General features: G+C 68.4%; 14 protein-coding genes. 5 read left to right on the forward strand and 9 right to left on the reverse strand.

Annotation, left to right across the window (positions count from 1 at the left end; genetic code table 11):
* Positions 1–46 precede the first annotated feature (46 nt).
* Entirely contained in the window at positions 47–1,606 is a 1,560-nt protein-coding gene (locus AB0M47_RS08270; protein ID WP_363410390.1) for a nucleotidyl transferase AbiEii/AbiGii toxin family protein, read from the reverse strand.
* Positions 1,607–1,821: 215 nt separating this feature from the next.
* On the opposite strand from AB0M47_RS08270, the gene AB0M47_RS08275 reads away from it, so the two are divergent.
* The 3 genes from AB0M47_RS08275 to AB0M47_RS08285 are packed head-to-tail and all read left to right on the forward strand — an operon-like array spanning position 1,822 to position 4,927.
* Positions 1,822–3,699 carry a glycoside hydrolase family 15 protein gene (locus tag AB0M47_RS08275; protein WP_363410392.1) on the forward strand — a complete coding sequence of 626 codons (1,878 nt, stop codon included), beginning with the start codon at positions 1,822–1,824 and terminating at the stop codon, positions 3,697–3,699.
* 48 nt (positions 3,700–3,747) lie between these two features.
* A complete protein-coding gene (locus tag AB0M47_RS08280; RefSeq protein ID WP_363410395.1) occupies positions 3,748–4,359 on the forward strand; it encodes a hypothetical protein in 612 nt (203 codons plus the stop codon).
* 37 nt (positions 4,360–4,396) lie between these two features.
* Complete coding sequence (locus tag AB0M47_RS08285) at positions 4,397–4,927, forward strand: hypothetical protein (RefSeq protein WP_363410397.1); 531 nt, start codon at positions 4,397–4,399, stop codon at positions 4,925–4,927.
* A 58-nt stretch (positions 4,928–4,985) separates the two neighbouring features.
* Here the strand turns inward: AB0M47_RS08285 and AB0M47_RS08290 are convergent, their stop codons facing one another.
* The 8 genes from AB0M47_RS08290 to AB0M47_RS08325 form a co-directional block, all read right to left on the reverse strand.
* Positions 4,986–6,776 (reverse strand): 5'-nucleotidase C-terminal domain-containing protein, encoded by a 1,791-nt coding sequence (locus AB0M47_RS08290; protein WP_363410400.1) that lies wholly within the window; start codon positions 6,774–6,776, stop codon positions 4,986–4,988.
* 121 nt (positions 6,777–6,897) lie between these two features.
* Positions 6,898–7,131, reverse strand: a complete 234-nt coding sequence (locus tag AB0M47_RS08295; protein ID WP_363410403.1) for a hypothetical protein — start codon at positions 7,129–7,131, stop codon at positions 6,898–6,900.
* A gap of 7 nt (positions 7,132–7,138) precedes the next feature.
* A complete protein-coding gene (locus AB0M47_RS08300; RefSeq protein WP_363410406.1) occupies positions 7,139–8,875 on the reverse strand; it encodes a cation:proton antiporter in 1,737 nt (578 codons plus the stop codon).
* A 42-nt stretch (positions 8,876–8,917) separates the two neighbouring features.
* Positions 8,918–10,495, reverse strand: coding sequence for a GMC family oxidoreductase (locus AB0M47_RS08305; RefSeq protein WP_363410409.1), 1,578 nt, complete (start codon positions 10,493–10,495; stop codon positions 8,918–8,920).
* On the reverse strand, positions 10,492–12,462 hold the full coding sequence (locus AB0M47_RS08310) for a glycoside hydrolase family 15 protein (protein ID WP_363410412.1): 1,971 nt from the start codon (positions 12,460–12,462) through the stop codon (positions 10,492–10,494). Before AB0M47_RS08310 ends, AB0M47_RS08305 begins: the two co-directional genes overlap by 4 nt.
* A complete protein-coding gene (gene zwf, locus AB0M47_RS08315) occupies positions 12,459–13,859 on the reverse strand; it encodes a glucose-6-phosphate dehydrogenase (RefSeq protein ID WP_363410415.1) in 1,401 nt (466 codons plus the stop codon). Before zwf ends, AB0M47_RS08310 begins: the two co-directional genes overlap by 4 nt.
* 3 nt (positions 13,860–13,862) lie before the next feature.
* Positions 13,863–15,161: an NAD(P)/FAD-dependent oxidoreductase gene (locus AB0M47_RS08320; RefSeq protein WP_363410418.1), complete on the reverse strand. Its 1,299-nt coding sequence runs from the start codon at positions 15,159–15,161 to the stop codon at positions 13,863–13,865.
* Positions 15,162–15,252: 91 nt separating this feature from the next.
* The gene (locus AB0M47_RS08325) at positions 15,253–15,903 is read right to left on the reverse strand and encodes a hypothetical protein (RefSeq protein ID WP_363410421.1); all 651 of its coding nucleotides are present in this window, start codon (positions 15,901–15,903) and stop codon (positions 15,253–15,255) included.
* A 71-nt stretch (positions 15,904–15,974) separates the two neighbouring features.
* On the opposite strand from AB0M47_RS08325, the gene AB0M47_RS08330 reads away from it, so the two are divergent.
* Both AB0M47_RS08330 and cydB read left to right on the forward strand, forming a co-directional pair.
* A complete protein-coding gene (locus tag AB0M47_RS08330) occupies positions 15,975–17,366 on the forward strand; it encodes a cytochrome ubiquinol oxidase subunit I (RefSeq protein WP_363410424.1) in 1,392 nt (463 codons plus the stop codon).
* A gap of 7 nt (positions 17,367–17,373) precedes the next feature.
* Complete coding sequence (gene cydB / locus AB0M47_RS08335) at positions 17,374–18,384, forward strand: cytochrome d ubiquinol oxidase subunit II (protein WP_363410427.1); 1,011 nt, start codon at positions 17,374–17,376, stop codon at positions 18,382–18,384.
* Position 18,385 lies beyond the last annotated feature (1 nt).

Consider the following 18,385-nt stretch of genomic DNA (forward strand, 5'->3'; position numbering starts at 1 on the left):
GTACAAGCAAGATCTTCCGCCGTGGGGTCCGTCGAATGTCGACCGCTCAGCCCGCGAACGACCGGTCCAGCGCGCGAGCCAGCCGCTCCTGCCACTCGCGGGCGTCACCGCCCACGCCGGGGTACTCGTCGGCGAAGTTCTCCCAGTCCACGTCCCATCGCAACACCGACGCCGCGGTGAACCCGTCCGGCTCGACGCCCGCGCCGGACGGCGCCGTGCGCAGCACATCCCGCACCAGATCCAGCGACACCGTCGTGTGTTCCGCCAAGAGCGCGGCATCCAGCAGGTCCTTGCCCTGCGGATACATGTCCGACTCCAGCCACAAGAGCTTCCAGGCCAACGCCAGCTCCGGCGGTGCGCAAGCTACATCCACCCCATGAACGTGTACGCGTTGCGCAGCGACCGGCATCGGCTCGCCGAAGACGAAGTCGACCTGGACTGTCCCGCGGGGCAGGTCGGTAGCGAGGAAGGGGAAGGTCAACCGCCGGCCGGGCACCCGGTCGTAGGTCCAGATGTCGACGGCCGCGACCTGCTCGGCGTGCAGACCAGGGCCGGGGTCGGCGCGTACTGCCTCGACGATGTCGGCCAGCATCTGGTCGGCGGACGGGTCGTTCGCGCGGAAGTCGGCGGGGACGACGACGAAGTCGAGGTCGCCCGGCTCGCGGGCCGCGTCGCCCAGCCACGCCCGCAGCGTCGTGCTGCCCCGCAGCACCAGATGGTCGGCCCAGCGGGAAGCGGCGATCAGGGTCAGGACGTGCGCGGCTGACTCCCGCCGGGCCGCGCGCCAGCGGGCGTCGACCGTGCGGTCCTCGAACCTCGGCTCGCCGGCCCGGTACGCGTTCGCGTAGTGCTTCAGCGCGGGGTCGAACGCCGCGCGCTGGTGGACCGTCAAGCCGTCTGCTGGAACCGGCAGGTAGGTCGGCGGATAGGCGACCTCTCCCTCCGGCGCGTGCCGATGCGCATCCTCGTACGCACGGTTGTAGAAGTGCGGGGCCTCGGTCAGCCAGCCGTCGTCGTAGGCGAGGCGGGAGTCTTCGAAGACGTACTCCGCCTCGACTTCGACGATCTCCTCCGACCGCGTACGCAGAGCGGCTAGCAGGGCATCGAGCTGCTCCCGTGCTCCGCTGCGCCCGACGCCGAAGCAGCGCTGGGTGACGAAGCGCTCGTGCCGGCCGTCGTCGCGGTGCCGTCGGGCGTTGCGGGACAGGCGTGCCCCGAACGGCTCCACGAGCTGGGTCAGTTCGATCAGCCGGGTGGCGGACGCGTCCGGCAGCAGCAGTTTGACGTGGTGTTCGAAGTAGCGTCCGGCCGGCTCTCGCCGCGCCTCGTCGTCGGTGTCCGGCACGCCGTCATTCCAGGGCGCACCCTCGACCTTCGTACGGAAAACGTACAGCTCGGCCTTGGAGAGGATGCGGTGCCACCGGGTGACCAGCTTGTGCTGGGCTTTGAGCGTACCCGTGCTGGAAATGGTGATCATCGGCTGCGACTGCTGGCCGCCGCGATCGAGCATGATGTGCGCGAATTTCGCGCCGTGGCGCTGAGCCACCGCGGCGGCTCGCCCGAGGTCGTAACCGACGGTGAGGTGGATCTCGAACGCGTTCGCCATGGGCACGACGATCCCACAATGCCTATGGATCTTCAGCCCCGTGGCCTGGGCGAATCCACGCAGTCCAGGCCGGGGACATGGGAGAATGAACCATTGCCGTGGGTGGCGGGACGACGTGGTCGTGGCGTAGCCGCCCTGGTCGGCCGCGCGGTTCCGCGCAAGATCGAGCTGCCGGACATCGCCGAACTCAGACAGCTGGTGGGGTGCGGATCAGTATGAAGACGCTGCAGATGATGGAGGCGGAGCGGGCGATCGGCACCGGGGATTATGTCCCGATCGCCGAGCATGGCCTGATCGGCAACCTGCGTACGGCGGCGCTCGCGGACACCTCCGGAGCCATCAGCTGGTATTGCCCCGGGCGTTTCGACGCGCCCAGCGTGTTCGCGAGCCTGCTCGATCCCGATCGCGGGGGACTGTTCCGGATCGCGCCGATCGGGGAGGAATGGACGGCGCGTCAGCTGTATCTGCCCGACTCGGCGGTGCTGGTGACCCGCTTCCTCGGCGAGCAGGGGGTCGCCGAGGTCGTCGATTTCATGCCCGTCACCGGTCGCGCGACCGACACGATGGATCTGCTGGTCCGGATGGTCCGGGTGGTACGCGGCGAGGTGCGCCTGGACGTGCGGTGTGCGCCGCGGTTCGACTACGGCCGGGCCGACCATTCGCTGGCGCACGACGGCGAGTCGGCGGTCTTCCGGGCCAGCGGCCGGGCGGTACGCATCGACAGCGACCGGAAGCTGATGCCCGACGGCGAGGACATCACCACGGTTCTGGACATGGTCGCCGGTGAGCAGGCGTGGTTCGCCGTGAGCGGTGGCGTCGACGAGCAGGTTCCGCGCCGGGTGACCGCCGCCGAGGTCGACGGCCGGTATCGCTCGACGCTCGACTGGTGGCACCGCTGGGTGAGCGCCAGCACCTATCGAGGGCGGTGGCGGGAGACGATCATGCGCTCGGCGATCACGCTCAAGCTGCTCACGTACAGCCCCACCGGGGCGCTCGTCGCCGCACCCACGGCCGGGCTGCCCGAGCAGATAGGCGGTGAGCGCAACTGGGACTACCGGTACGCGTGGATCCGCGACGCGAGCCTGTCCGTGCACGCGCTGCTGCGTCTCGGATACGTCGATGAGGCCCGCCGGCTGTTCCGGTGGCTGTCGGCCCGCCCCGGCGGCGTCGGCGGTGCCAACGGCGGCCCGCTGCAGATCATGTACCGGGTCGACGGCTCGTCCGACCTCGACGAGCACACGCTCAGCCACCTCGACGGGTATCGAAGTTCACGGCCGGTCCGGATCGGCAACGGCGCGGCGCATCAGCTTCAGCTCGACATCTACGGCGAGATGCTCGACGCGATCTGGACGGCGTACAAGGGCGGGGCAGGCCGGCTGGGCACCAGCGGCTGGGAGCGGTTGTGCCGACTCGCCGACTGGGTCGCGGCCCATTGGGACCAGCCCGACGAGGGCATCTGGGAAACCCGCGGCGGGCGCAAACACTTCGTGTACGCCAGAGTGATGTCCTGGGTCGCCCTCGACCGGACGATCCGCCTGGCACGAGAGCTGGGCTGGCCGGCCGAGACGACGGGCTGGACAGCGGCCCGCGACGAGATCCACAAACAGGTCATGTCCCAGGGCTGGAATCCGCAGCGGCAGTCGTTCGTGCAGGCGTACGGCAGCGACGTGCTGGACGCCGCGCTCCTGGTTATGCCGCTGGTCGGCTTCATCTCCGACACCGAGCCCAAGTGGCTGTCCACGCTGGACGCGATCGGCGACGCGCTGGTCTCCGACAGCCTCGTCTACCGCTACGACCCGCTCGCTTCCCCCGACGGCCTGCTCGGCCACGAGGGAACGTTCTCGATGTGCACCTTCTGGTACGTCGAGACGCTCGCCCGCGCCGGCCGGCTGGCCGATGCGCGGTTCGTGTTCGAGAAGATGCTGACCTACGGCAACCACGTCGGGCTGTACGCCGAGGAGCTGGGCCTGCACGGCGAGCATCTCGGCAACTTCCCGCAGGCGTTCACGCATCTCGCACTGATCAACGCCGCGATCACGCTGAACGACTTCCTCGACATGCCTGACGAGCGGCGGCCGGCCGAGCTCGCGTAACGGATACGGATGGACTTCCCGGGAGCAAAGTGGCAGACTCCCGTGACCGTGACGACGCCCATCCATCCGCAGAATCCGCCGGCCGCCTATCCGACTCCCGGTCAGCAACCGCCGCCGCAGTACGTCCAGTACACCCTCGGCACGGCGAAGCTGAGCAAGAAGTTCGGCACGCTCGGCACGGTCGTCTGGATCATCCTCGGAGTGGTCCTGGTCATCGGTGGCGTCGTGTCCGTGGCGATCCACAGCATCGTCCCTATCGGACTCGCCGGGGCCGCCGCTGTGATGGTGCTGCTGCGCCGCTTTCTGCGACCCGGCCGGACCGGCGTGATCGGCAAGCAGGCGATGGGCACGATGACGATCGGCGTCCAAGGCATCGCGATCGCGAACGTCCAGGGACGAGCGAACAGCTTCGCCTGGAACGAGATCGACGCTGTCGGCGTACTGCGCTGGAAGCAGAACATCGTGTTCCGCAGCGGCTCGGCGCGGGTCGCCCAACTGTTGCCCCCGATGCGCCCGGGCGTCCCGGTGTACCTGCCGATCTCGCTGATCTACGTCGAGGCGCCGGACGACGAGGTGATCAACGCGCTGCGCTACTTCGGCGGGCAGCGGTTCGTCGGTGTCGATCTGGCGAACAACGCGCTGGACGGGTATCGCGGCTGAAGAGAGTCCGGCCGTGCGATCCTCGTAGACTCCACCGGTGAGCGAGCCCGACACATCCGTCGAAGCGAAGCGTTCGTCCCCGGTTCTTCCGGGCGTCCTGGCGCTGGTGGTCTTCGCTGCTTTGTGCTGCTGGGGCGCCTGGGGTCAGATCTCGATCTCAGCCCGGTCGAAGGACCCTCGCGAGTATCCGCGCAAAGACCAGGGGCTGCACATCACTTACGGCGGCGGAGATCTGGAGGACGACCTGTTGCCCCGGTACGCCGTCAAGCTCCCGTGCGACGTTCAGGACCTGCGCTGGGGCAACATCGAGGACATGGGCTCGGCAGGTTCCCTCTATCTCCGCTTCGACACATCCTCGACCTGCCTGGACGAATTCCTCCAGGACAACCAGCTACAGCCGACGGCGGCTGGGATGCCGACCGTGTCCATACCGGAGGAATATGGCTGGATCATCGGCTCCGGCGATGACATCTACGGTGCGAGCCCGACAGAGCACGTACGGACGAGCGTCGCGATCCATCGAGGCGGGCAGCGAGCCGCCGCCTACATCGTGGCGGTATACACGTAGCTCCTGCTGGGGCGGAGGGCCGGGCGCTCGTTGAACGCCCGGCCCCACACAGGTTCGATCAGAAGACCGGTACGCCTTCGCGCACCAGCCGCCAGTTCGGCGTGAAGAAGTCGGCCGGGTCGATGGCGCCCTTGGCCTGCGCCCAGTCGATGAGCAGCTGGCGGATCTCCTGCTGCTCGTTGTAGACCTGGGTCTTCACGACGCCGGGGAAGTTGCCGCCGCCGCTGCGCCGGTAGTTGTTCACCGCGATGACGAACTGGTCGCCGTCGGCCACCGGGGTGTCGGTGCCCCCGTGGGTCAGCTTGGTGATGCGCTGCCCGACCGGCTTGCTGATGTCGATGTCGTAGTCGACGCCGGACAGGGTGTCGTAGTTGTAGTCCGGCACGGTCGACTCGTTGATCGTCTCCGGGTCGACCGCCGCGCCGACCGCGAGCGTGCGGAAGTACTTCGCCGAGTACTCCAGGTACGCCCGCACCTCGGCGCCGCTGATCAGCACGGCTTCCAGGGTGTTGTCGTAGATGTAGAGCCCGGCGACGTCCTTGATCTTGACGTCGCCGGCCGGGAAGACCGCGGTCCGGCTGAACGGGGCAGCGATCGACAGCACCGGCAGGGTGGCGTACTGGGTGCTGGCCAGGGCCGTCGCGACCGTGTCGGTCTGGACCTTGTTGATGTAGTCCAGGATCGCGGTGTCCTTGTACCGGGACTCGGCCGCCGACAACTCGACCACCGACCGGGCCACGACCTGGTTCACGTACGCGACGGTCTTGTTGTGCTGGGCGCGTACGGCGGCGAGCACCGCGGGATCCTCGACGACGGTGTTGGTGTTGAGCATGGTGGACTGCTTGCTCGTGATGCGCCACTCCCCATGGTCGCGGCTGAGCGTGAAGTCCATCCGGGTGAGCCGCTGGCCCCACTTCGACGGCTCGGACAGCAGGACCTGCTCGCCGCTGATGTCGTTGGTGACGAAGCGCTGCACGATCTCGTTGTGCGCGTGGCCGAACAGGATCGCGTCGATGCCGGGCACCTGCTGGGCGATCAGCGCGGCCGGGTTCTCGTTCGGCAGCTCCGGGCCGTAGCTGGAGGTGCCGCTGTCGCCGCCGTGCGCGGAGACCAGGACGATGTCGGCGCCGCGCGCCCGCATGATCGGGACCCACTTCAGGGCGGTCGCGACCATGTCCTTGAAGACGAGCTTGCCCTCGACGTTGCCCCGGTCCCAGATGGCCACACCCGGGTTGGTCAGGCCGAGGATGCCGACCCGCAGCGTCGGGGCGCCCTTGCCGAGATCGACCTTCTTGATCACGTACGGCAGGAACGCCGGCTGGCCGGTGGCGGCGTCGACGGCGTTGGCCGCGAGCGCGGGGAACCCGAGCTGGCTGATCCACAGGTCCAGCAGCGGCAGGCCGTAGTTGAACTCGTGGTTGCCCAGCGTGACGGCGTCGTAGTCGATGATGTTCATCGACCGCGCCATCGGGTGCGTCTCACCCGTGGCGGTGATCGGCTCCTGCTTGGCGTAGAACGTCGCGAGCGGGGTGCCCTGGATCGTGTCGCCGGCGTCGAGCACCAGCGTGGCCTTGCCCCGCCGCTCGGCCCGGATCTGGTTGACCAGCGTGGCCAGCTTCGCTACGCCGACGTCGTTGTGCGCGCTGTCGTCGTATTCCTTGTCCTTGTAGTAGTCCCAGTTGTAGACGTTGCCGTGGATGTCCGACGTGCCGAGCAGGGTGAGGTCCCAGCTCTTGGTCTTCGACGAGTCGGCGTACGCGGGAGCCGCGCCGACGAGGGGGGCCGCGGCGACCGCCGCGGCGGCGGCGAGAACCTGGCGCCGGGACGTGCCAGTGGGGGGAGTCTGCATTGCGCGCCTTTCCTTGTCGATCTTCGCGCTGAGAGCGCTATCGCACCCTAACGAGCGATCAAAGGGCCCGCGACCTCGGCCTCGATCCGTCATCGGCCGGTCACCGCCCGGCCGGACGTGGTTAACGCGGGTACGCCGATGGGCGCGGCGGGCGTACGGCGTCTGCGGTGGCGGAGAGGCCGGCTTCGGTCAAGGTGAGGGTGAGTTCGCCGTGCCGATGGACGTCGTCCGGGTCGTCCCAGGTGTCGGGGTCGGCGAGCAGCCGGTCGAGGTCCAGCCGGGCGATCGCCGCCTTCGCGCAGCTCAGCAGGTCGCGTTCGGCCTTCGGCAGGGCATGCCAGTCAACCGTGGTCACGCCGCGATCATGTCAGGCGGGGTCGGCGAGCATGATCACGGTGTCGCCCGGTTCCTCCTCCGGTACGCCGTCGTGCGTGACCGGATCGAGGCGGCCGTCGTGGCGTACGCGAAACAACGGTTCGCCGGCCGTGGCGTCGACGGTGATGCGCTGGCCTTTTGCGTACCGCCGGATGATGCTGTCGCGAGTGAGACCGGGGCCGAACAGCGGAGGCCCGCCGCCGGCGGACACTGCTTCGCTGTCTTGAGCGGGAGCGAGGCGGTGGACCGGGCCCTCGACGGAGCCTTGGAGCAGGGTGGCCGCGAGGTTGTTGAAGTCGTCCTCGTCGGTCAGGAGCAGGACGGTCGTGACGCCCTCGATCTGGGCGGCCGGGTCGTTGACGTCGGAGAGCAGCTCGCCAGGGGCCAGTTCGAGGCCGGCGTCGCGGATGGCCTGCCGTTCGGCGTGACGGCCCGGCCCAAAGCAGGACCTCCAGCCCGAGCTGGCGCAGCGTGTGGGCCAGGTCGAGGACCCAGGCCTGGCCGCCGACGAGCAGGGGATGGGCTCGGGCGGTCCGGACGACCCGCAGCAGGCGGGCGGCGGGCGCCGCGGTGAGCCCATAGAGCGTGACGGTCATGACGATGACGAGGAACGTGGCGGGAAGGATCTTCTGGGCGCCCGCGAATCCCTGACTGACCAGCGACGGCCCGAAGGTGGCGGCGGTGGCGGCCGCGACGATGCCCCGCGGCGCCATCCAGCCGATGAAGGCCCGTTGCCGGGTGGGCACGTCCGTGCGCAGCGTCGACAGGTACGCCACCAGCGGCCGGACCACCAGCACCAGCCCAGCCGTGACGGCGAGCACCGGCAGCACCAGTCCGCGTAACGACGCCGGGGTGACGGTCGCGGAGATCCCGACGAACAGCACACCGATGATGAGCTGGACGAGGGTCTCGAAGAACGGCTGGCGGCCGGAGAGGTCGAACGCCTTCATGTTGGCCAGGGCCAGGCCCATGACGACGGCGGCGAACAGCCCGCTGTCGTCGCGGACGGCGTCGCAGACGGCGGCGACGCCGACGACGACGGCCAGTTGCGCCAAGGTGCCCAGGGTTTCGCCGAGCCGCAGGCGGTTCAGTGCCAGCCACAGCAGGCCGGTGCCGACGGCCGCGCCGAGCAGCCCGAGCAGGAGACTGCCGCCGAAATGCGCCAAGCCGGCGATCACCCGGTCCTCACGGCCCGCGACGACGCCGTGGAACACCAGCGCGCCGAGGATGCCGCCGATCGGATCGACCAGGGAGCCCTCCCAGGCCAGGATGTGCTGGAGCCGGTCGGCCGGGCGTACGTGGTTCAGCAGCGGGCCGACGACGGTCGGCCCGCTCACCACGAGGATCGCGCCGATCATCAGCGCGGCCTGCTTGGACATGCCCAGCAGCCACGCGGTCAGCAGCGCGCCGCACACCCCGGTGAGCGGTACGCCGATGATCAGCAGCCGCCGGACCACCCGCCGTTTGTGGCCCTGTAACCGGCTCAGGGACAGGGCGCGGCCGGCGTCGTAGAGGATCACCGCCACCGCGAGCGACACCAGCGGCTGATACGCGCTGCCGAGCAGCTTCTGCGGGTTGACGACGTCGGTCAGGGCGCCGGCCACGAAGCCGCTCGGCAGCAGGACGATGAGCGCCGGAATGTGTACCCGGGACGCGAGGATCTGCGACCCGACCGCGAGGACGAGGATCAGGCCCACGCCGAGCAGGACTTGATCGGTCGTCACGTCAGGCCCCTCGCGACTCGCTCCGGCGGTTCGTCTACTCGGCTACGCGGCGGTGGCCGTCGCCGCCGACACGCCCATGCGGGCCAGCAGGTGGTCTCCGACCCGCAGCGCGTTGGCCATCGCCGTCAGCGCCGGGTTCACCGCACCGATGCTCGGGAAGAAGCTGGTGTCCACGACGTACAGGTTGTCCAGCTCGTGCGCCTTGCAGTCGGCGTCGAGCACCGAGGTCTCCGGGTCGTTGCCGAACCGGCAGGTGCCCGCCTGGTGCGCCACCCCGGCGATCGGGATGTCGGTCTTCATGTACGCGAACCGGTGCGCGAGGTGGTCCTCATGCATGCCGAGGTGCTTGAGCATCGACTTGAGCTGGTGGAAGAGCCGGTCGGCGGCGGTGCTGTTCGACGGCTTGTACGTCAGCTTCACCTGCCCGTCGGAGGTGAGCGTCACCCGGTTGTCCGGCGTCGGCAGGTCCTCGGTCGACAGCCAGAAGTCCACGGCGTGGTTGGCGATGTCGTTGAGGCTGAACTTCGGCGCGAACTTGGTCTCCAACGGCTTCTCGCCCCGATACATGGCCGGCCGCGACTTGCCGATCATCTGGATGTTGCCCATCGGGAAGTCGAAGCCGGGACCTGAGAAGTAGAAGTCGTTGACCCCCAGCGTCTTCTGGAAGACGGTCGGGTTGGGCTCCCGCGACAGCGCCAGCACCGCCTGGCTGTCGTGATACATGTAGTTGCGGCCGACTTGGTCCGACCCGTTGGCCAGGCCATTGGGATGCTTGTCGGTGGCCGAGCGCAACAGCAGCTTCGCCGTGTTGGCCGCGCCGCACGCGACGACGACGATGTGGCCCTGGTAGCGCTCTTCCTGACCCTCGTGCTCCACGATCACGGTCGTCACCGTCTTGCCGCTCGGGTCCGTCTCCAGGCGTACGGCCTCGGCGTTGGTCAGCATCTCCACGTTCGGCTGCGTCAGCGCCGGGCGTACGCCGAACACCTCGGCGTCCGACTTGGCGTGCAGCGGACAAGGGAACCCGTCGCAGCTGTCGCACTTGACGCAGACGCTGTACGGCCGGTTCGACTCGGTCAGCCGGACGCCGCAGGGCGCGTGGAACGGATGCAGCCCGGCGGCGGCCAGGTCGTCGGCCAGCTGCTGGATCCGCGGCTCGTGCGCGACGGGCGGGAAGGCGTACGGAGCGCTGGCCGGCGGTTCGGTCGGATCCTCGCCCCGGCTGCCGTGCACCTGGTACATCTGCTCGGCGGCGGTGTAGTACGGCTCCATGTCGGCGTAGCTGATCGGCCACGCCGGCGAGATCCCGTCGTGGTGCTGCACGACGCCGAAGTCCTTCTCCCGCAAGCGATACAGGGCCGCGCCGTAGAGCTTGGTCGCACCGCCGACGTAGTAGTGCACCTGCGGCTGGAACGCCTTGCCCTTGTGGTCGTACCAGGTGTCGGGCGAGATGTAGCGGTTGTCCATGAACACCGCGGCGTCGTCCCAGTTATCGGGTTCGCGAGGCAGCCAGGAGCCGCGTTCGAGCAACAGGATCTTCTTACCGGACGGGGCGAGTTTCGCGGCGAGCGTTCCGCCGCCGGCGCCGCTGCCCACGATGATGACGTCATAGATGTTCATGAGATCTCCTGGACCATTTCGGAGAGGATGATGCGCCCGGCCGCCTCGATGAGGGCCAGGTGGGAGAAGGCTTGCGGGAAGTTGCCGAGGTGCCGTCCGGTCTCGGTGTCGAACTCCTCGGCGTACAGTCCCAGCGGTGAGGCGATGCGGAGCAGCTTCTCCATGAGATCGCGAGCACGCTGCGTCTCGCCGATGGTGGCCAGCCCCGACACGAGCCAGAACGAGCAGATGAGGAACGTGCCCTCCTTGCCCGACATGCCGTCGTCGGTCTCGTCCGTCCGGTACCGCAGGACGAACCCGGCCTCGGTCAGATCCTCGGCGATCGCCTCGACCGTGGCGTGCAGGCGCTCGTCGCTCGGCGGCAGGAAGTTGAACATCGCCGCCAGCAGCGTCGACGCGTCCAGCGCGTCGGTGTCGTAGTGCTGGCGTAGCACGCCCTTACTCGTCACCCCATGTGCGAGGATGTCCGCGCGGATCTCCTCGGCCGTCTCGTGCCACTGCGTGGCCAGCTTCGGGTCGCCGCGTACCTCGGCCAGTTGCGCGGCCCGGTCGAGCGCCACCCAGCACATCAGCTTCGACGAGACGTAATGCTTGGGATCGCCGCGCGCCTCCCAGATGCCCTGGTCGGGATTGCGCCAGACCTTGCTCGCGCACTCGGCCTGCGACTGCACGATCGGCCACAGCCGCCGGGGTAGACGCTGACTGCGGCGGGTGTGCATCAGGATCGAGTCCAGCACCGCGCCGTACACGTCGTTCTGCTTCTGGTTGTACGCGGCGTTGCCGACGCGTACCGGGGCGGCGCCGGCGTACCCGGTCAGGTGCTCCAAGAAGGACTCGGGCAGCTCCCGGCGGCCGTCGATGCCGTACATGATCTGCAGCGAGCCGTCGTCGGCCGGTTCGAGGTCGGCGACGAACTGCATGAACTCGTCGGCCTCCCAGTCCATGTTGAGCCAGTGCAGCGCCTGCAACGTGAACGTGGTGTCGCGGATCCAGGTGTAGCGGTAGTCCCAGTTCCGCTCGCCGCCGGGCGTCTCCGGCAGCGACGTCGTCAGCGCGGCGACGGTCGCACCGGTCGGCATGTAGGTCAGGCCCTTGACGGTCAGCGCCGAGCGCTGCAGCATCTCCCGCCACCGATGGTCGGGAATGCGGGAGTTGGCCAGCCAGGCGCGCCAGAAGTGACCGGTGGCGTCCAGCCGGGCGGTCGCCTCGGCGTAGTCGGGCGGGGTGTAGCCGTCCTCCCGCCAGGACAGGGCGCAGAAGGTCCCCTGGCCCTCCTCGAGCACATGCCGGCCACGGACGCGGTCGCCTTCCACGCCCAGCTTCATGTCGGAGCCCAGCCGCATCCGGAAACCGGTCGCGTCCGCCTCGGCCACCTTGAGGTTGTCCTCGGCCAGCTGCCACGTGGCCGGCTGGCGGCCGTAGTCGAGCACCGGCTCGCAGACGATCTCGACCTCGACCCGGCCGCTGATGCACACCGCTGTGCGTACCAGCAGGTGATCGGCATCCTCGTCGACCGGCGGCCGAGTGTGCGGCGTGCTCTTGTCCTCCTCATGCCGCGGGTAGATCGTCAGGGCGTCGCGGACCAGCAGCCAGCCGGTCGGCGTACGCCAGGTCGTGGTGAGCACGTGCGAGCCTGGCTCGTATTGGCGCGCCACAGGATGGTGGACGCCGTAGGGGCCGAACCGGAAGTTGCCCGCGCCGCGGTCGAGCAAACTGCCGCAGATGCTCGGCGAGTCGAACCTGGGCACGCACAACCAGTCCACTGAGCCGTCCGGTGCGATGAGCGCGCCGGTGTGGCAGTTGGACAGGAAGGCGTAGTCCTCGATCGGCGGGAACGGCGAGGGCGCGGCGGCGCTCTGCGGTTCCGTACCGGCTTGGACTCCAGTCGGCTTGACCTTCTGATCATGCTTGGGCTTGTTCCGCGTCGCCGCCTTGGCAGCCTGCGTACGGTCTTCGACGGTCGTCATTTCGCACCCCACGGTGTGTGCCAGCCGCCGAAGTCGGCGACCAGTTGGTCCGCCGCGTCCGGACCCATGCTTCCCTGCGCGTACGGGTGGACGGGCGGTGGGGCGTCGAGCAGCGGCTGCATGATCCGCCACGTCTCCTCGACGCCGTCCTGCCGGGTGAACCGGGTGCTGTCGCCCACCATCGCCGCGTGCAGGAGGACTTCGTAGGGCGTCGGGCCCTCGCCGCCCTGCTGGCTGAACTCGACGTCGGCGGTGACCGGCTGCGGTCCGGGCGCGTCGCCTCGCCGGCCCTGGAATCGGAACCGCACTCCGGTGGTCGGGTCGAGCTTGACGACCAGCTGGTCGGCCTCCGGCGAATGGTCCATCGGCAGGTCCAGGCCGAGCTTGGGCGGCCGCTTGAACACGATCCGGAACTCGGTCTGCGTCAGCGCGAGGCTCTTGCCGGTACGCAGGAAGAACGGGACTCCGGACCACCGCCAGTTGTCGATGTCGAGCCGCAGCGCGGCGTACGTCTCGGTGGTCGAACCGGGCGCCACGCCCTTGACGGACTGGTAGCCGTCGCACTGGCCGCGGACATAGTGCGCCGGATCGGCCGAGGAGACGGCCTTCCACAGCGCCGTCTGGGCGTTCTTGAGCGTGTCAGGGTCGCGTCCGGCCGGCGCGTCCATCGCACCCGCCGACAGCAGCTGCATCAGGTGGTTGACCACCACGTCGCGCAGCGCGCCGACGGGATCGTAGAAGTGGCCGCGATCGGCGACGCCGAAGTCCTCGGCCATGGTGATCTGCACGCACTCGACGAAGTTGCGGCTCCACACCGGTTCGAACAGCGAGTTGGCGAACCGGAGGAAGATCAGCTCCTCCATGCCCATCTTGCCGAGGAAGTGGTCGATGCGGTACAGCTGCGGCTCCGGGACCCACTGGTGCAGCTCGGCGGCGAGCTGCTTGGCGGAGTCGAGGTCGTGGCCGAACGGCTTCTCCACGACGACCCGGCCGTCGCGGATGATGTCGGCCTTGGCCAGGTTCTGGATCACCATGCCGAACAGCGACGGCGGGGTCTCCAGGTAGTACACCGGCGTACGCGCGCCGCCGACGGACTTGGCGATGTGCGCGTAGGTGTCCGGCTGGGAGAAGTCCCCGGCCTGGTAGGACATCCGGCCGAGGAGACGGTCGAACACCTCCTCGTCGATCTTCTCGCCGCCGCCGGCCACGTCCTGCCCTTCGATCGCCGCGCGGGCGTGGTCGCGCAGATCCTGCTGCGTCCAGTCGTCGACGGCGACGCCGACGATGGGGCAGTCGAGCAGGCCTCGCGCCTCCAGGCGGTACAGGGAATGGAAAGTCATCACCTTGGCCAGGTCACCGGTAATGCCGAAGATGACGAAGATGTCGGCGTTGCCCATAGCTCAGCCCTTCTGATTCCAGTCGATGCGCGGCATGTCGATGCGCGACGGCTCCAGCAGCGAGGCCGTCCGATGGTGTGGGCGGACGTAGAAGTCCTCGGCCCAGGCGAAGAAGGCCTTGAGTTCGGCGCCGATGTTGCCCAGGAGTTCGGCGTGCACGCCGAGCCAGGCGGCGAAGGCGACGCGGCCCTGGATCTCGTGCCGGTGCGCGCCCATCTCCGCGACCGCCGCCTTGCGGCCGATCATCGCCATGATTCCCTTGTCGCGGTAATGGAACGGCCGGGCGGGTTCACCCTTCGTCAGCCGCAGGATGTTCTCGCCGGCCCAATGGCCAGCCTGCTGCGCGACGCTGCCGAGCTGCGGCAGAACCTCGTCGCCGTACGGGATGTTGGCCAGGTCGCCCAGCGCGAAGACCTTCGGGTGACCGGACACCGTCAGGTCCGGCTCCACGTCGATCCGGCCGCCGCGGCCTTGCGCCAGCCCCGCCGCACCGGCGATCTCGGCGGCCTGCTCGCCGCCGCCCCACACGACCAGACGCGTCTTGAGGACCGTCCCGTCGCCCAGCTCCACCTGATCGGCGTCGACTTGCTTCACTGGTACGCCTAGGCGCAGCTTCACCCCACGGCGCTGTAATTGGCGCGCCGCATAGGATCCAGCTTCGTCGGAGAAAGCCGACAGGAGGCTGTGCCCGAGATCGACCAGGATGACCTGAGCGGCTCCAGGTGGCACGTCCGGATACACGTGCGGCATCACGTCGTGCACGAGTTCCGACAGCGCTCCGGCCGTCTCGACGCCGGTCGGCCCGCCGCCGACGATGACGAACGTCAGCGCGCCGTCCTCGATCAGCTCAGGTTTGGCGGACACGTCGTCGAACAGCTGGACGATCCGGCCGCGTACGTGGCGGGCGTCCTCGACGCTGTAGAGCGGGAAGGCGTGCTCGGCGGCGCCGGGCGTATGGAAGAAGTTCGGGCGGGCACCGGCGGCCAGCACGATGTAGTCGGCCGAGACCGTTTCGCCGCCGTCGAGCGAAATGGTCATCGCGTCCGGATCGACCCCGGCGACCTCCGCCTTGCGTACTCGCACGGCGCCTTTGCCGTGGAAGAGACGGGCGAGGTCGAACCGGACGTCCTCGAAGGTCAGTTCGGCCGTGGCCACCTGGTACAGCAAAGGCTGAAACTGGTGGTATCCGGCGCGATCGAACAGTTCCACGTTGATGCCGGGCTCACCGGCTAAACGTTTGGCGCAGGCGACTCCGGCGAATCCTCCGCCGACGATCGCCACGTTAGTGGTTGTCGCGTCCATGAGATCCCCGTGATCTGTGTCGGGGCCTTAGCCCACCCGGCAATTCTGCCGGGGTGGACGGGGTCGGGGGCGCGAAAGGAGAAAGTCCTTCTTACTTGGGTTTTTCCGAGCTGTTGAGACAGTTGGCCGGGGTGTCGTCACCGGCGACGACGAAGTCCTGGCAGGTGACGACATGGTTGTTGAACTGCCCGGTGAGCACGCCCGCGATGGCGACCACGACCACGATGCCGGCGCTGGCCAGGCGCAGGCGCAGCGTCGACAGCTCGAAGTACTCCGGCGCGACGATGCGCGCCACTACCCACATCGTGATCGGCAAGGTCACGAGGACGACGCTGATCAGCGCGACATCGACGACATGGTAGACGGAGTGCCAGCGTCCGCCGATCGGGACGATCAGCCGCCAGGCGACCCAGATGAGCGGGACCGCGAGGATGGCCAGCATCCACCGCCGCACGGTCAGGTGTCTGCGCAGGACGAGCGCGCCGAGCAGCAGGACCACGCAGACCACGAAGATCTGCAACAGCCGGTAGTAGAAGACCGTGTGGTACGCCCCCAGCGCGAACGCCAGGTCCCAGACCACGAGCGAGATGGCGATGGTCGTGGCGAAGAATCCGCGCAGTTCGCCGGGCCGCCCGTCGGGGTGGCGGAATCCGGTCAGCAGGTCGTCGTCCGCGGCGGGGTGGTACTTGACGGGCGGCGGGAGCATGCCGCCGTTGCGGGCGTCGCCGGGATTGCGGGACATTCTGCCGGACCCTTTCGGGAGTGTTAGTCCAATCCGAACTTTAAGTCCGCTAAGTCCACCATACTGAGCCGATGTCGAACGTAGATCTCGCGCGAATCCAGTTCGCGATGACGTCGATCTACCACTTCCTATTCGTGCCGGTGACGATCGGGCTCGGGTTTCTGACCGCGGTCCTGCAAACGGTGTGGCACCGGAAGGGTGAGGCGGCGTACCTGCGGCTGACGAAGTTCTTCGGGACGCTGCTGATCATCAACGTCGCCGTCGGCGTGGTCACCGGGCTGGTCCAGGAGTTCCAGTTCGGCATGAACTGGTCGGCGTACTCGCGGCTGGTCGGCGACGTCTTCGGCGCACCGCTCGCCATGGAGGGACTGGCCGCGTTCTTCCTGGAGGCGACCTTCCTCGGCGTCTGGATCTTCGGCTGGGGCAAGCTACCGCGCCGCCTGCACCTCGCGACGATCTGGCTGGTCGCCCTCGGCTCCGCGGGATCGGCCGCCTTCATCATGGCCGCGAACTCGTGGATGCAGCACCCGGTCGGCTACCAGACCAACCCCACCACCGGCCGACCCCAGCTCAACGACATCTGGGCGGTGATGACCAACCCGGTCTTCCTCTGGGGGTACGCCCATGTGCTGCTCGCCGCGCTCGCGACGGCGGCGGTGGTCATGCTCGCCGTGTCGGCCTGGCACCTGCGTAAGAAGTCCCACGTGGAAGTCTTCGCCCGCTCGGCGAAGCTGTCCCTGGCGGTCCTCGTCCCGACGATGTTCCTGGCCATGTTCGTCGGCAGTGAGCTGGGCGTCGTCGAGGCGAAGTATCAGCCCATGAAGATCGCGGCCGCCGAGGCGCAATGGGAGACCTGCCAGCCGTGCTCGTTCTCCGCGTTCCAGATCGGCGGTGGCAACAACGACCAGAACCCCACCAAGATCATCGCCATCCCGCACCTGCTGTCGCTGCTGGCCACCAACACCTGGAACGGCCAGGTCATCGGGCTCAACGAGGTCAACGCCCAGTACCAGCAGCAGTACGGCCCAGGTAATTACGTGCCGAACGTGTTCATTCAGTACTGGTCGATGCGGGTGATGGCGTACGCGGCCTCGCTGGTCCTCCTGCTCGGTCTGTGGGGTTTGTGGCTGATCCACCGCAACAAGCTGGAGACGTCCCGGCGCTTCCTCTGGCTGGCGGTCTGGTCGGTTCTACTGCCGTTCGCCATGAACACCGCAGGCTGGCTGCTGACCGAGAACGGCCGCCAGCCGTGGATCGTGCAAGGCATCATGCGCACCGCCGACGGGGTGTCCCCGTCGGTGGGCACCACCTCGATCGTGGTCAGCCTGATCGTGTTCTTCCTGCTCTACCTCGTGCTCGCGATCGTCGACCTCGTCCTGATGCTGCGGTACGCCCGGCGGGAACTGCCCCCGGCGCCGGCCGAGCCGGTCGACGAGCCGCCCGTCCCCGTCGGGATCCAGTGAGGCACTCATGACTCTGGTCAACGTCTGGTTCATCATCATCGCGGTGCTGTGGACCGGGTTCTTCGTCCTGGAAGGATTCGACTTCGGCGTCGGCATCCTGCACCGGTACCTGTCCCGCGACGAGCCCGACCGGCTGACGGTCATCAACACGATCGGCCCGCTGTGGGACGGCAACGAGGTGTGGCTGGTCGTCGCGGGAGCCGCCATGTTCGCGGCCTTCCCCGGCTGGTACTCCACCATGTTCTCGGCGTTCTACCTGGCGCTGGCGCTGATCCTCGTCGCCCTGATCCTGCGCGGGGTGTCCTTCGAGTTCCGGGGCCGCGATCAGAGCCCCCGCTGGCGGACGACATGGAGCATCCTGCTGACGGCCGGCAGCATCGTCGCGCCACTGCTGCTCGGCGTGGCGCTCGGCGGCCTGCTGCACGGCCTGCCGATCGGGGCGGACCAGGAGTACACGGGCGACTTCCTCGACCTGCTCCAGCCGTACGCCCTCTATGTCGGCGTCACACTGCTGGCGCTGTGTGTGCTGCACGGCGCGACCTTCATCGCGCTGAAGACGACCGGCGGCGTACGCGACCGGGCCAAGCGCCTGGCCCGCCAGGTCGCCCCGTTCGTGGCCGCCATCGTGGCCGTCTACGCCATCTGGACGCACATCGTCGCCGACAAGGGCGTCCTGCCGAACCCGATCGAGATCGCGGCCATCCTCGCCGTGATCGCCGCGGCCTGGTTCGCCGGGCAGGGCCGCGACGGCTGGGCGTTCACCCTGACGACCTTCGTCATGGCCGCCGTCGTCGTCTCGATCTTCACCGAGCTGTTCCCGCGCGTCATGGTCTCGACCGGCGGCGCCGGAACGGATCTGACCGTCTCGAACACGGCGTCAGGCAGCTACACGCTCAAGCTCATGACGGTCATCTTCATCCTCATCTTCCCGGTGGTGGCGGCCTACCAGGCGTGGACCTACCACACGTTCCGGCAGCGGCTGAACCGCACCGAGTTCGAGAACGCCACCGAGGAGTGAC

It is taken from the genome of Hamadaea sp. NPDC051192 (genome assembly GCF_040682475.1).
GTDB classification, from domain to species: domain Bacteria; phylum Actinomycetota; class Actinomycetes; order Mycobacteriales; family Micromonosporaceae; genus Hamadaea; species Hamadaea flava.

Bases quoted from the DNA above. Each gene is read 5' to 3' on its own strand.
- AB0M47_RS08310 (WP_363410412.1), bottom strand. From the start codon at position 12,462: ATGACGACCGTCGAAGACCGTACGCAGGCTGCCAAGGCGGCGACGCGG.
- zwf (WP_363410415.1), bottom strand. From the start codon at position 13,859: ATGGGCAACGCCGACATCTTCGTCATCTTCGGCATTACCGGTGACCTG.
- AB0M47_RS08290 (WP_363410400.1), bottom strand. From the start codon at position 6,776: ATGCAGACTCCCCCCACTGGCACGTCCCGGCGCCAGGTTCTCGCCGCC.
- AB0M47_RS08330 (WP_363410424.1), top strand. From the start codon at position 15,975: ATGTCGAACGTAGATCTCGCGCGAATCCAGTTCGCGATGACGTCGATC.
- AB0M47_RS08320 (WP_363410418.1), bottom strand. From the start codon at position 15,161: ATGGACGCGACAACCACTAACGTGGCGATCGTCGGCGGAGGATTCGCC.
- AB0M47_RS08305 (WP_363410409.1), bottom strand. From the start codon at position 10,495: ATGAACATCTATGACGTCATCATCGTGGGCAGCGGCGCCGGCGGCGGA.
- AB0M47_RS08275 (WP_363410392.1), top strand. From the start codon at position 1,822: ATGAAGACGCTGCAGATGATGGAGGCGGAGCGGGCGATCGGCACCGGG.
- cydB (WP_363410427.1), top strand. From the start codon at position 17,374: ATGACTCTGGTCAACGTCTGGTTCATCATCATCGCGGTGCTGTGGACC.
- AB0M47_RS08270 (WP_363410390.1), bottom strand. From the start codon at position 1,606: ATGGCGAACGCGTTCGAGATCCACCTCACCGTCGGTTACGACCTCGGG.
- AB0M47_RS08325 (WP_363410421.1), bottom strand. From the start codon at position 15,903: ATGTCCCGCAATCCCGGCGACGCCCGCAACGGCGGCATGCTCCCGCCG.